The 13,157-nt window shown below is 64.9% G+C and carries 10 protein-coding genes; 3 read left to right on the top strand and 7 right to left on the bottom strand.

The features are described 5' to 3' along the window. Window positions 1–110: 110 nt before the first annotated feature. Together ACVI1L_RS11555 and ACVI1L_RS11560 are read left to right on the top strand one after the other, a co-directional pair. Complete coding sequence (locus tag ACVI1L_RS11555; protein ID WP_092079169.1) at window positions 111–2,846, top strand: type I secretion system permease/ATPase; 2,736 nt, start codon at window positions 111–113, stop codon at window positions 2,844–2,846. Next, window positions 2,833–4,260, top strand: coding sequence for an HlyD family type I secretion periplasmic adaptor subunit (locus tag ACVI1L_RS11560; protein WP_057021159.1), 1,428 nt, complete (start codon window positions 2,833–2,835; stop codon window positions 4,258–4,260). Before ACVI1L_RS11555 ends, ACVI1L_RS11560 begins: the two co-directional genes overlap by 14 nt. A gap of 123 nt (window positions 4,261–4,383) precedes the next feature. On the opposite strand, the gene ACVI1L_RS11565 is transcribed toward ACVI1L_RS11560, so the two are convergent. The 7 genes from ACVI1L_RS11565 to ACVI1L_RS11595 form a co-directional block, all read right to left on the bottom strand. Continuing rightward, window positions 4,384–7,245 carry a hypothetical protein gene (locus ACVI1L_RS11565; RefSeq protein WP_456782918.1) on the bottom strand — a complete coding sequence of 954 codons (2,862 nt, stop codon included), beginning with the start codon at window positions 7,243–7,245 and terminating at the stop codon, window positions 4,384–4,386. A 123-nt stretch (window positions 7,246–7,368) separates the two neighbouring features. Further along, the gene (locus tag ACVI1L_RS11570; protein ID WP_057021157.1) at window positions 7,369–7,983 is read right to left on the bottom strand and encodes a DsrE family protein; all 615 of its coding nucleotides are present in this window, start codon (window positions 7,981–7,983) and stop codon (window positions 7,369–7,371) included. Window positions 7,984–8,018: 35 nt separating this feature from the next. Then, entirely contained in the window at window positions 8,019–8,612 is a 594-nt protein-coding gene (locus tag ACVI1L_RS11575; protein ID WP_225643109.1) for a hypothetical protein, read from the bottom strand. A gap of 32 nt (window positions 8,613–8,644) precedes the next feature. Then, window positions 8,645–9,649, bottom strand: coding sequence for a TAXI family TRAP transporter solute-binding subunit (locus tag ACVI1L_RS11580; protein ID WP_057021156.1), 1,005 nt, complete (start codon window positions 9,647–9,649; stop codon window positions 8,645–8,647). A gap of 213 nt (window positions 9,650–9,862) precedes the next feature. Continuing rightward, window positions 9,863–11,251, bottom strand: coding sequence for a sensor histidine kinase (locus tag ACVI1L_RS11585; RefSeq protein WP_316395468.1), 1,389 nt, complete (start codon window positions 11,249–11,251; stop codon window positions 9,863–9,865). Beyond that, window positions 11,251–11,916, bottom strand: coding sequence for a response regulator transcription factor (locus ACVI1L_RS11590; RefSeq protein ID WP_076834811.1), 666 nt, complete (start codon window positions 11,914–11,916; stop codon window positions 11,251–11,253). The genes ACVI1L_RS11585 and ACVI1L_RS11590 overlap by 1 nt, the downstream gene beginning before the upstream one ends. 105 nt (window positions 11,917–12,021) lie before the next feature. Then, window positions 12,022–12,441: a hypothetical protein gene (locus tag ACVI1L_RS11595; protein ID WP_057021153.1), complete on the bottom strand. Its 420-nt coding sequence runs from the start codon at window positions 12,439–12,441 to the stop codon at window positions 12,022–12,024. 224 nt (window positions 12,442–12,665) lie between these two features. On the opposite strand from ACVI1L_RS11595, the gene ACVI1L_RS11600 reads away from it, so the two are divergent. Further along, entirely contained in the window at window positions 12,666–13,115 is a 450-nt protein-coding gene (locus ACVI1L_RS11600; RefSeq protein WP_057021152.1) for a hypothetical protein, read from the top strand. The last annotated feature ends 42 nt before the right edge of the window (window positions 13,116–13,157 follow it).

The raw sequence follows: 13,157 nt of genomic DNA on the forward strand, positions 1-13,157 counted from the left end.
AGCGGTATGTCGCATGCTCTGTCGATGCGCGGCATTGGAATTCCCAGTCTTTGGAAATGCATGAGAAGGAACACTAACGCGGCCGGGTAGCCGCGAAGGGTTGAGTAAGAATGGCGATCCAGAACGGAAATGCCCCCGCCGCAGATCTAGGGCTTCGCGCGCTAGCTCTGTTCCTGCGCCTCCATGGCGTGAATACTGTGCCGGACCAGCTCCGCGATCGTTGCGGGAGCGACGAGATCGGCGTCCGCGCGATGCTTCGCTGCGCGCGCGAATTCGGAGTCAAGGTCCGCTCGCGGACAATGGATTGGACCCGCCTTGCGGGTATCCAGCTGCCCGGAATCGCCTCGCTGCGTGACGGTGGATTTCTGCTGCTGGGCAAGATCGACGACCAGGTGGCGCTTGTGCTGCACCCGACCTCGCCGCATCCGAGCCGGATGACGCGCGCGGAATTCGAAGCGATCTGGGATGGCGGTTTGATCTGTGCTGGATCACAGAGCCTCGCGCAGCGCGCACGTCATGCATTTGCCGGCATCCGCACGCGCTCGTTTGACCTGGGCGCCGGCCTGATGCACCGCGCCGGCGAGGGCCTGATGCGGGCTCGTGACGGTCTCACGAAGAGCTTCTTGGCGATGAGACCTGGCATCCTGATGCGCGGGCCTCGCGACGATGCCGCAATCCATCCGGCGAACACAAACACCGAATCCCCGGCCGCCGGCGTCGAATCCGAACATGACGATGAATCCGGGCTCATTGCGCTGGCGATCTTGCTGCGTTGCCATGGCATCGCTGCCGACCCCGGCCAAATTCGTCACCGGATCGGCGCGGCGCGCCTCGGCGTTACTGAAATCCTGCGCTGCGCCAAGGATTTCGGACTCAAGGCAAAGGTGCAGAGGACGAGCTGGAACAGGCTTGCCGTCACCCCGCTGCCGGGAATTGCGGTGCTGCGCGACGGCAGCTTCCTGATCCTCGGCAAGGTTATCGACGACAAGCTTCTCGTTCAGCGCCCGCTGTCTCCGCGGCCCGAAGCAATCACCCAGGCCCAACTCGAGGCGATCTGGGACGGCGGCATCATCCTGATGGCCCGGCGCGCCAGCCTGACCGACCTCGCGCGGCGCTTCGATATCTCCTGGTTCGTCGGCGCCATGCAAAAGTATCGTCGCCTGCTCGGCGAGGTGCTGGCGGCGTCGTTCTTCCTTCAGATCTTCGCCGTTGTCTCACCGCTGTTCTTCCAGGTGGTGATCGACAAGGTGCTCGTGCATCGAAGCATGAGCACGCTCGACGTGCTGGTCGTCGGGCTTGTCGTACTGACCGTGTTCGAGGCCGTTCTCGAGACGCTGCGCGTCTATCAGTTCGCGCATACGACAAACCGTATCGACGTCGAGCTCGGCGCCAGGCTGTTCCGTCACCTGCTGGCGCTGCCGATCGCCTATTTCCAGACCCGCCGCGTCGGCGATTCGGTGGCGCGCGTCCGCGAGCTCGAGAACATCCGCCAGTTCCTGACCAGCTCGGCGCTCACGCTGGTGATCGATCTGCTGTTCACCGTCGTCTTCCTTGCGGTGATGTTCTATTACTCGACGACGTTGACGTGGATCGTGCTGGCGTCCTTCCCGCTCTACATCGGCATCTCCGCGGGAGCCGCGCCGCTGTTCCGTCGGCGCCTCGACGAGAAATTTAATCGCGGCTCCGAGAACCAGGCCTTCCTGGTCGAGAGCGTCACCGGTATCGAGACGCTGAAGGCCATGGCGGTCGAGCCGCAGATGCAGCGCCGCTGGGAGGAGCAGCTCGCCGGCTATGTGTCCGCAAGCTTCCGCGTGCTCAGCCTGAACAACACGGCGAGCCAGGCGGTCCAGATGATCAACAAGCTGGTCATCGCCGCGACCCTTTACTTCGGCGCCCGCCTGGTGGTCAGCGGGGACCTGACTGTCGGTGAGCTCGTCGCGTTCAACATGCTGGCCGCGCGTGTCAGCGCGCCGGTTCTGCGACTCGCGCAGATCTGGCAGGACTTCCATCAGGCCCGCCTGTCGATCGATCGTCTCGGCGACATCCTCAACACCATTCCCGAGCCGAGCTTCACGCCGGCCCGCGCGGCGCTGCCACCGATCCGCGGTCAGGTCACATTCGAGCACGCGACTTTCCGCTACCGCATCGACGGCCCCGAGGTGCTGCACGACGTGTCCTTCAGCGTCGAGCCAGGCCAGGTCATCGGCATCGTGGGTTCGTCGGGCTCGGGCAAGAGCACCATCACCAAGCTGATCCAGCGTCTCTATGTCCCGGAAAGCGGGCGCGTGCTCGTCGACGGCGTCGACCTCGCGATGGTCGATCTGAGCTGGCTGCGGCGCCAGATCGGCGTCGTGTTGCAGGAGAACGTACTGTTCAACTGCACGGTTCGCGACAACATCGCGCTGGCCGATCCGGCGATGCCGATGGAGCGCGTCATCGAAGCGGCGGAGCTAGCCGGCGCCCACGACTTCATCCTCGAACTGCCGGAGGGTTACGACACCGTCGTGGGTGAGCGCGGCAGCAGCCTGTCCGGCGGGCAGCGCCAGCGAATCGCAATCGCGCGTGCACTCATCACCGATCCACGCATCCTGATCCTGGACGAGGCGACCAGCGCGCTGGACTACGAAAGCGAGCGCGCGATCCAGCAGAACATGAGGCGGATTTCCGCCGGCCGGACCGTGTTCGTCATCGCCCACCGGCTGTCGACGGTGCGCAATGCAAGCCGGATCATCACCCTCGAGCATGGCCGCATCGTCGAGGACGGCAGCCATGACGAGCTGATCCGCACCAACGGCCGTTACGCCAACCTCCATTATCTGCAGGCCGGTATCCATGACGTCCGCTAGCCGCAATGTCGTCGCGTTCCCGAGACGCGAACCTCGCCGCCGCGAGCACGAAATCGCCTTTCTGCCGGCGGCGCTCGAGATCGCCGAATCGCCGCCGTCGCCGATCGGGCGCGCGATCGGGGCCTGCATCATCGCCGCGTTCTGCATCGCGCTGTTGTGGGCGACGCTCGGCAGCGTCGATATCGTCGCCAGCGCGACCGGCAAGATCGTGCCGGGCGGGCGCACCAAGCTGATCCAGCCGTTCGAGACCGGTGTGGTCCGCGCCATCCGCGTCCGCGACGGCCAGAGCGTCAAGGCCGGCGACGTCCTGATCGAGCTGGACCCGACAATGACGGAAGCCGACCAGGAACGCCAGAAGAGCGATCTGCTTGCAGCCGAGCTGGACGTCGCGCGGCTGCGCGCCGCGCTGGCCGCAGACCCGCTCGCGGCCTTCCGGCCGCCGCAAAACGCAAGTGCGGCCGAAATCGAGATGCATCGCCAGTTCCTGATCAGCCAGCGCGCCGAACAGAGCGCAAAGCTTTCTGAAATCGAGCGCCAGCAGGGGCAGAAGGAGGCGGAACGGGCGACCACATCGGCGAGCGTCGACAAGCTGGAGGCGACGATTCCGGTACTGAAGGAGCGCGTCGATATCCGCAAGGGTCTCGTCGAGAAGGCATTGGCGTCGAAGGTCGTCTATCTCTCCGAATATCAGGAACTGGTCGCCATGCAGCAGGACCTCGTCCTGCAGCAGAGCCGGCTGCGCGAAGCCGATGCGGCGATCGCGCTGCTGAAGGAGACCAAGGACAAGACTGCCGCGGAGTATCGCCGCGCGACCTATGATGCTCTTGCGAAGGCCGAGCAGAAAGCTGCGAGCGCCGCGCAGGAGGTGGTCAAGGCGGATCGGCGAACGAAACTGCAGAGCCTGACCGCACCGGTCGACGGCGTCGTGCAGCAGCTTGCCGTTCATACGGTGGGCGGCGTGGTGACGCCCGCTCAGGCGCTGGCCGTCGTGGTCCCGAGCGAGAGCCAGCTCGAGATCGAGGCCATGCTGTCGAACCGCGACATCGGCTTCGTGCATCCCGGCCAGAAGGCGGAGATCAAGGTCGATACGTTCAACTTCACCCGGTACGGGCTGCTTCATGGCGATGTGCTCAGCGTGTCGACGGATGCCATCACGCGCGACAAGCAACAGGGCAACCCCAATGACCGGACATTGGGCGCGGCGCAAAGCAGCAGCGAGCCTAAAGGTCAGGAGCTGGAATACGCCGCGCGCGTTTCGCTCGACCGGACGCACATGCAAATCGAGGACAAGCTCGTCAAGCTCGGGCCGGGCATGGCGGTGACGGTCGAAATCAAGACCGGCACGCGCAGGATCATCAGCTACCTGCTGTCGCCGCTGGCACGCTACCGGCAGGAGGCCCTGCGCGAACGCTAAAGCGAAGCCCGTCGCCGGACGTTGCGCCCGGCTGGGCGCCACGCGCGTGAGAGCGAAGCTCGTCGCGGTGGCGCCCGTCGTTAGGACGATTGCGGTGAAATTGCCGGTGGATTGGCACATGCGCTATCGGCGCAGCGCTTCCAGACGCGATTTCGCCTCATGGACTCCCGCGGCGTTGGCCTTGGCGTAGAGGTCTTGCGCCCTGCGCTCGTCGCCGCGCGTGCCGTAAGTCCCCCACTTCGCAAGAATCAGGGGATCGTAGGTTTCTGCCAGCGCGAAGCTCGCCTGGGCGCTGCCCATTTCCACGGCGCGCTCGAGTACAAGCCGCGCCGCGCCTATGTCGCCCTGACGCAACAAGGAGCTCGCCCGCGCAACCAACCCTCCGGCTTCCGCGGCCTGCTCGGGAGCAGGCTGGGCAACCGCGCGAGCAGGCGCCGCTCGCGTCTGTTCGGCGGTTGGATTGGTGGCCACTTCGATGGACTTGTCCCGCGCGGTTGCACCGGTCGTCAACGCCGCGCCGTGCGCCTTGCGATCCTCGGCTTCATACGCATGGATTGCGCTCCGCGACAAAGGGAGGTGCTGGGGCTGCACGTCGATCCTGGCGCGCAATTGTCTCAATTCGGCAGCGCTGGCTTCCGCCGCCTGCTTCTGCAGCAAGATTTCCTCGCCTGCCTTTGCCGCCCGCGCCGTCTGGGTCTCGCTGTCGCGATGCGCTGCCGCCAGATCTTGCTCCAGCCGCGTGGACCGCTCACGCTCCTTTTGCAGGTCCGCCGCAGCGCTCTTTCCCACAGCTTGCAGCCGGGACGTTTCCTTGCCCGCTTCGGTCACCAGCACGGCCTTGCTCTCGACGTCACGTCGCGCCGCCGCGAGATCCTGCTCCAGCCGGGCGGACCGCTCACGCTCCTTTTGCAGCTCGGCCGCACCGCTCTTTTCCACCGCCTTCAGCCGGGACGTTTCCTTGCCCGCCTCGGTCACCAGCACGGCCTTGCTCTCGATATCACGGCGCGCCGCCGCAAGATCCTGCTCCAGCCGGGCGGACCGCTCATGCTCCTTTTGCAGCTCGGCCGCACCGCTCTTCTCCACCGCCTTCAGCCGGGACGTTTCCTCGTCTGCTTTCGTCGCCAGCGCCGTCTTGGTCGCGACATCGCGCCGCGCTGCCGCGAGTTCCTGCTCCAGCCGGTCGGCCCGCGCCGCTTGCAGTGAGTTCTGCAACTCCGCCGCACCGCTTTCCCTTTCCCGCTTCAGTCGGGCGGTTTCCTCGCCTGCTTTCGTCGCCAGCGCGGTTTGCGTCTCGACATCGCGGCGCGCAGCCGCAAGATCCTGCTCCAGCCGCACCAGTCGCTCACGTTCGTCCGGTGTGGATTTGTGAACCGAAGCCGCGCCGCTCTCGGCCGCCTGCCTGAGCTCCGCTGCTTCTTCACCGGCTTTGCGGGCCTGCGCCTCGAAGGCGTAGATCGTGCTTCGCGTCTGGGAAAGCTCCTGTGTCAGCGCGTCGGCCTTGGCACGCGAGTCCCGCAGCTCGGCGGCCCCGGCCTCCACCGTCCGCTTCTGCCGCAGGGCTTCATCGGCCGCCTTTGCCGCCAGCGCGGTCTGAGTCTCGGCATCACGCCGCGCGACCGCAAGATCCTGCTCCAGCCTTTCGGACCGCTCTCGCTCCTTTTGCAGGGAGCCCTGCGACTCGGCCGCTCCGCTTTCGCTTTGCTGTTTCAGTCGGGAAACCTCCTCGCCGGCTTTGGTCGCCAGCGCGGCCTGGGTCTCGACGTTGCTGCGGGCAGCCGCAAGGTCCCGCTCCAGCCGTGCGAACCGCTCACCTTCGTCGGGTGTGAATTTGCTGACCGAAGCCGTGCAGCTTGCAACCGCCTGCCTGAGCTCCGTCGCTTCGTCTCCGGATTTACGGACTTGGGCTTCGTATGCATAGATCGAGCTCCGCGACAGCGAGAGGTCTTGCGCCAGCGCCTCGGCTCGTTCGCGCAATTGCCTGAGCTCGGCAGCTCCGACGTCCGCTGCCTGCTTCTGCCGCAGGGCTTCTTCCTTTGTCGTTGTCGCCAACGCCATCTGGGTCTCGACATCGCGCCGCGCTGCCGCCAGATCCTGCTCCAGCTGCGCGCTCCGCTCGTGCTCCCTTTGCAGGGCCGACTGCAGCTCCGTAGCGCCGCTTTCACGCATCCCCTTCAGCTGGGAAACCTCCTCGCCTGCCTTTGCCGCCAGCGCCGTCTGAGTCTCGACGTTGCGGCGCAATGCCTCGAGATCCTGCTCGAGCCGCGCGGACCGCTCGCGCTCCCGCTGCAGATCCGCCGCGCCACCTTCCGCCGCTGCTTTCAGCCGAGACGCTTCCTCACCCGTTTTTGTCGCCAGCACGGTCTGGGTTTCGACATCACGCCGCGCTGCCGCCAGATCCCGCTCCAGGCGATCCGCCCGCTCACGCGTCTCTTGCAGGGAGTTCAGCAACTCCGCGCCGCCCTGCGCGGCCTGCTTCTCTTCGGCCGCCTTGTCCGTCAACGCGGCCTGGGCCTCGATATCGCGGCGCGCCGCCGCGAGACTCTGCTCCATCGACTCGGCCCGATAGCGCTCTTGCTCGAGACGTTGCAGCAACTCGATGTCACGTCTTGCATTCGTCAGTTCGCAGGAGAGCGACTCCGCCCAGTTGTATTCCCGTTTCGAGGCCTGCCCCGTGTCGCCGACGCTCGCTTGGGCGACCTGCACCGGTCTGTCATTGCCGCCTCGACCCGGCGGCAAGGCTTCGGGAGCGCCGTTCCTTGCCGCTTCGATGAAAGCGGGACTACCGGCAGCCGCCGAATGCTGCGGTTGCGTCGAAGGGCGCGCCGGATCTGGGGAAGCCCGTGTTTCCGGCGCGCACACCATTGCGAGCATGGCAGCAGTCGTCCACGACAGCGCGGACCGTCCCGCCTTGGGCAGCAGGCGGCGCGACGAATCTGCGATGTCGCAGCCGGCAACTGCCTTGTCCTTGAGGATCACCGGGCCCATCCGCAATCACCTGTCGCGTGGCGACACGATCTGTTGAGGTACGGCATTATGCGCCGTACCGCAGCGCGAAGCCTACAGCCCGCATGGAGGACCCCACCCACCCCTTTCGGGTTAGGCCACAGGTCACGGCTTCACATAGGACCAGCCCTTCTCCTGCAGTTCCATCACGCGCACGACGCCTGACTTCACCACCTCCGCCTGGCGAACAATCGGGATATCCTTGTTCTCGGCCTTGTGCATTTTTTCCTGGGTATTGCCACAGGCCTTGAACGAGACCTCCGGCGTGCTCAGCGCCATTTCCTCGAGACGGGCTTTCACCGGCGAGGTGTCGTCGCGCAGCATGTGCAGGCCGGGTCCGAAGGTGACCACCTCGATTTTCACCTTCTCGCCGAGATCCTTGTAGTATTGCGCAACGTTGACTGCGTTGTTGAGCGCGAGATTCATGGCTGCGGGATCGTTCGTGTTCACCTGCAGGATCAGGTTGTGCGACTTGGCGTTGGATGGAAGCCGGGCGTTGGCGTCGAGAGGAGATCGTTCCCTCTTGTGGGTGGTCGCCTTGCGCGAGATATGAACCCTTTGGACCTTTTCTGAAACGTGCTGATAGTCCGCAGTGCGGTTCGTTGTTGTCGGTGTCCAGTACCGTCCGCCGCCTTGCTCCGCCGCAGCGTATGAAGCGGCCAGGAGCGCCGTTGCGGCTCCGATGATGGTTACCTTCGCAATATGCTGAAACACGCGCATGGATACCTCCTGTTAAAGACACGTTATTGAAATCCCTAGCCGTTGGGTTTTGCGGTCGGTTGTGGCCACCTGCAGGCAGCGGTGATCTTCGCGCGCACCACATCCATCCCGCCCAACGGAAACACCGCATCCAGCGCCGGTCCGGTACGGGGTGCGAGGTGAATATTGAGACCTCCGCCGTCCGGAAGGGACTGCAGCAAGCGAACCACGTCACCGCCGAACGCAACGCCGGTCCCGGACGCAGGCACAGCTGCCGCTACTTGCTGCGGCGGACCGTCGTTGATGCGGTAGGAAATCGCATATCCATCGCCGCGACCGGACACGCGGGAGCCCGCGACGATCAGTTCGCTCCGCCCGCCATGGCAGCGAATCGAAAGCGTCATTGCGCTTTCGCCAGCACCGTCGCGCGATGACGTCGTGGCGGTGGCGACCGGTGAATAGTCGAGCGGTGAAGTCGTCAGGCTGACGACCCAGCTGTTACCCAGGTTCGCCTGGGGCAGCGCCGACGCCCGCGGTGTCTTCTCGGAGCACTCCGGCCGTTCGGAGCGTTCCTTGGCGGAGCAATCGCGGAGCTGAGCGATCTGGCGATATCCTGCCGCCTGCGCCGAAGCAATGCCGCTTGCGAGCAAGACTCCAGCCACCGCGCAGGTCGCCGCGCGTCTCATTGCGATGTATTTGCGGCGGCGCGCGGCTCGCGATCGAGCCACGCCTGCGCTGCGGGGAAGCGCGTCAGGCCGGGAACGGTCGCGGCGAGATTGATCGTCTTCCACTTTTGGTCGAAGCCCGGCTGCTGCAGCTTGTCGATCCGCGAGAACAGATACTCCACGAAGCGCGCAAGGCGCTCATAGCGGTTCGATTTGGCCGGAAAGTTGAAAGCCACCAGGGCGGTCGGCACGGCGATTGTCGTGACGCGCTCGCCCTGCTTGATGAGATTGGGATACTCCGTGGCCTCGAGCGAGGCGGGAAGATAAAAGTCTTCGAACCTCCTGTCATAGGGAACAGGCAGGAACTTGAACCCCGGGTCCCAGCGGCCGCGCACGAAGGCATCCACCGGCTTCGAGGTGATGAAGACGACCGCGGCCATCTCGCCCTTGCGCATCTGCTCGAGCGCGACCTGATGGGGAATGAACGTTTTTTCCACATCGAGGCCAAGGCGGCTGAAGATCAGCGGCCCCGAATAGGCCGCCGCGGTACCCAGATTATTGAAGTTCACCTTCTTGCCGGCGAGATCGCTCAGGCTTTGGATCTCGGGACGAACGAAGATATGCAGTTCGGACGGAAACAGGTTCAGCACGAAAGCCAGCCGTTGCTGGATATCCGGCACCTGGCTCCTGTATTCCTCGAGCACGTCGGAATTGATGATGGCGGCATCGATGCCGCGCAAATACAGCAGTGAGTTCACATTCTCCGTCGGCCCGCGCGTCACGACCGGCAACACATGCAGCTTGTCGCCATCGTCTACCACGCGGGCGATTTCGGCCGCGAGACGAATGGGCGCGCCCTCGAGCAGGCCCCCGGCGAGGCCGATCGTCCAGGCATTCATCGTCACCTGCGGCTTTTGCGGCGGCGGCTCACGGCGCAATTGACGCGGTGCAGCAGGTTGCGCCTGTGCATCCACATTTGACAGCGGAACGGTCGTGAGCAGCGGAATCAGCAGCGCCAGCATGCGCAACGGGTGCAATTCCCTTTTTGCGGTCTGTCCCATGGGATCTCCGCCCTCGCCGATCGGTGATTTTGTCGTAGTTTCATGCAGTTCATCGGCGCGCGCTATTTCTCCCCATGGGGGAGCCCACTACTCCTTCCGGATTATCCATTGTGCGTGTCCCCACGCCGCGGCAGCGCGGGACCGGTCACCGGCACCAGACATCCGGGATTTCCCTCACTCCAGCCCCGCGGACGGCAGACGTATCGCCACTCGAAGTCCCCCGAGTGGAGACCGGTCCAGGCTAAGGGATCCGGCGTAAAGCTCGGCGAGTTCCCGCGTGATCGACAGCCCGAAGCCGAATCCTGGAGAGCTTTCGTCGAGCCGTTGGCCGGCCTGCACCGCCTGCGACATCTGCTCCGGCGAAAGCCCCGGTCCATCGTCCTCGACGACGAGGACGACACTTCGCGTCTCCTCGCGAGATTCGACGACAACCTTGCTGCCGCACCAGGAGAAGGCGTTCTCCAGCACGTTTCCCAGCATCTCGTCGACGTCCTGCTGTTCGCAGGCTACCGCCAGGCCGGCTGGTATATGATTGACGAAATCGATCGTCTTGTCGGCGTTCACTTTGCCGAGGACGAGACCGAGATCCGCGACGCGTGGCGCGATTACTGTTCTTGTCCGAACCGGACCGCAAAGTGCGGCCGATCGGGCGCGGCCCAGATGATGCCGGATGCGCCGGTCCATTAGGACGACGAGACCGTGAAGATCCTCTGAGCCTGACGATTGCTTCTGCAGCGCGACCGCCAGCGTCGCAAGCGGCGTTTTCAGTCCGTGCGCCAGATTCGAGACGTGTTTGCGCGCCCGCTCCAGGTTGGTGGCGTTCTGAACCAGCAGCGCATTCAGTTCGGTGGCCAATGGCTGCACCTCGCCCGGCTGCGCGTCGGGCACGTTGTCGCGAAGTCCAGCTCTTACATCGGCGACCGCCTGACGAAGTCGTTCGAGGGGACGCAACCCCAGACGAACCTGGATCAGCATCGCTAAGATCAATGCGATGCCGAGCACCGCGAGCGACAAGGCCAACGTGCGCATTGCTTCCCACAACGGCCCGCGCACCGCGTCTCTCGGCGCGGAGGCCACGATCGTGACAGGAGTGCCGGACACCGCGACGTTCAAAATGCGAAAGTGGAGTACGTTGTCGTATGGACCCTTGCCGTCGGCAGGCAGCGGGCGTTCTCGCGGAGGCGGATCTTCGCCGATCGGGGGAGGCGGCGGCGGGGGCGGCAGGGGTCTGTTGCTGATATCGGGAGGAGCCAGATCCGCTCCGTCGAGCGACCGCGACCGCAAGGCGTTCTTTGGCCCCAAAATCTGCCAGTACCAGCCGCGTCGGCGTCGATCGAATGGCGGCCCGTCGGCGGATCCCGCCAGACGAATGTTGCCGGCGCCGTCGGCTTCAAGCATGGACGCGAGGAAGAGGATCTGCGCGTCGAGCCTCTGATCGATCTGCCCCTGCACGAATCGATGCAGCACGAACGATATCAGGATCGCGGCGACGATCAGGGCCGCGGTGATGAACACGCCGGCTCCGATCATGAGGCGCCGGCCGAGCGATGCATTCCGGCTCATCATGGGGATCCCGAGTTGAGCTTGTAGCCGCGGCCCCTTTCGGTCTCGATCAGCGCCTTGCCGACCTTGCGCCGGAGCCGCGCGACGATCACTTCGATGGAATTCGAATCCGTCCCGACGTCGCCCTCATAGACCTTTTCCGACAGCAGGCCTCGCTCGACCACGGTGTCCTTGCGCAGGATCAGGCATTCGAGAACACGCCACTCCAACCCGGTCAGCTTCAACGGCAATCCATCGAGCTCGAACACGCCGGTCTGCGTTTCGAAGCTCAGGGGTCCGCAGGAAATTCGCGGCACAGCATGCCCCGAGGCGCGACGGACCAGCGCGCGAAGGCGCATGACCAGTTCCTCGATCCGGAATGGCTTGGTGAGATAGTCATCGGCCCCGGCCTTGAAGCCTTCCACCTTGTCGGTCCAGCCGTCGCGCGCAGTCAGGATCAGCACCGGCAGGTGCCGGCCCTGCTTCCGCCAACCGCGCAGCACCTCGACGCCGGGCACTTTGGGCAGCCCGAGATCGAGCACCGCGGCATCGTAGGATTCGGTTTCGCCGAGGTGCTGTCCGTCCTCGCCGTTGGCGGCGATGTCGACCGCGAAATTCTCCTCACGCAGGGCTCGGGCAATCTCTTGCGCGAGCAGGCGATCGTCTTCGACCAGAAGGATTTTCATTCGGCTCACACCTCGGACCGGAACTAGGCGCCCAAGCTTAACTCAAGCTGAACGGAACGGTTCAGGCTGGATTGGGGACAGTGTCCTAGGCTTCAGGCATCGCAATCATGAAAGGAGCGTCCAATGACCGAAAGCGATGCACAGAGGGATACGAGCCCGTCGCTGCCTGGGCGTCGGCAGGTCCGGCATCGTGGCCTGTTGGCAGGGGCCGCGCTTGCCGTGCTTGTCGCCGGCGCAGCGGCCGGTGCCGCTGGCGTTCGCGTCGCCCAGAATTGGCCGCCGCGCAACGTCATGCTGCTGCAGCCGACCGCGATCGACAGGCTGCAACCCGGCGGTCCGTCCGCCGTGCGCGGCAACGTCGCTGAGATCTTCGGCCACATGTTCTTGATGGAGGACGGCGGCGGCCGCGCCCTGATCGATCTCAGACCGCGTGGGGATAATGCCGATGCCGTCACCAGGGGAGAGATCGTGACGGTCCAGGGAATGTTCGATCAGGGGATCTTCCGCGCTCAAATCGTCTCGCATGCCCACGGCCGAACCGAAGCCTTCGGTCCTCCGCCGCATCCGCCTCGCGGCGCGCCACCGCCGCCTCCGCGGGCCGACGGGCCGCCTCCGCCGCCGCCCCCAGGGGCACCACCCCCACCACCGCGGGCTGACGCCCCGCCACCACCGCCCGGAGCACCGCCACCGCCCCCTGGGCCCAAAGCGCTTTGAGCAAATCACGAACAGTAGAAAATCAGGAGATCAGGATGTCGGAAGACCAGATCAAATTGTCCGGCAGGATCGTGCACGTTTTTGCGCACCGCTTTGTGGTTCAGACCCCGAAAGGCATGGTGCTTGCCGATCTCACGCCGCATGGAGCAGACCTCGTCAAGCTCCGGATCGGAGCCGATGTCGAACTGGAAGGCGAGCAGAAGCCTTCTGAGCTCAAGGTGACGCATTTCGCGTGCGATGGCGCGGGCGTGACGATCCAGCACAAGAAGAAGCCCGAGCACGCCCACCACGAACCCGCAGACCCCGCCGCAGCGATCGAGGCCGCTCGCTCGGCCGGGTTCGAACCGATGGGTACGCCCCGTCGCAAGCCCAAGCATTTCGAAATAGACGGCCGGCGCAACGGCGAGACCTACGAACTGCACGTCGAATTGGGCGGACGAATCCGGAAAGCCAAGCTCGTCGGCAACGGACACGAAGCTGCTTGACGCTTAGGGGACGACTGACGCCGCTCTGAGCAGCCGTAACAG

The sequence above is a fragment of the Bradyrhizobium sp. USDA 4516 genome, from assembly GCF_054055915.1.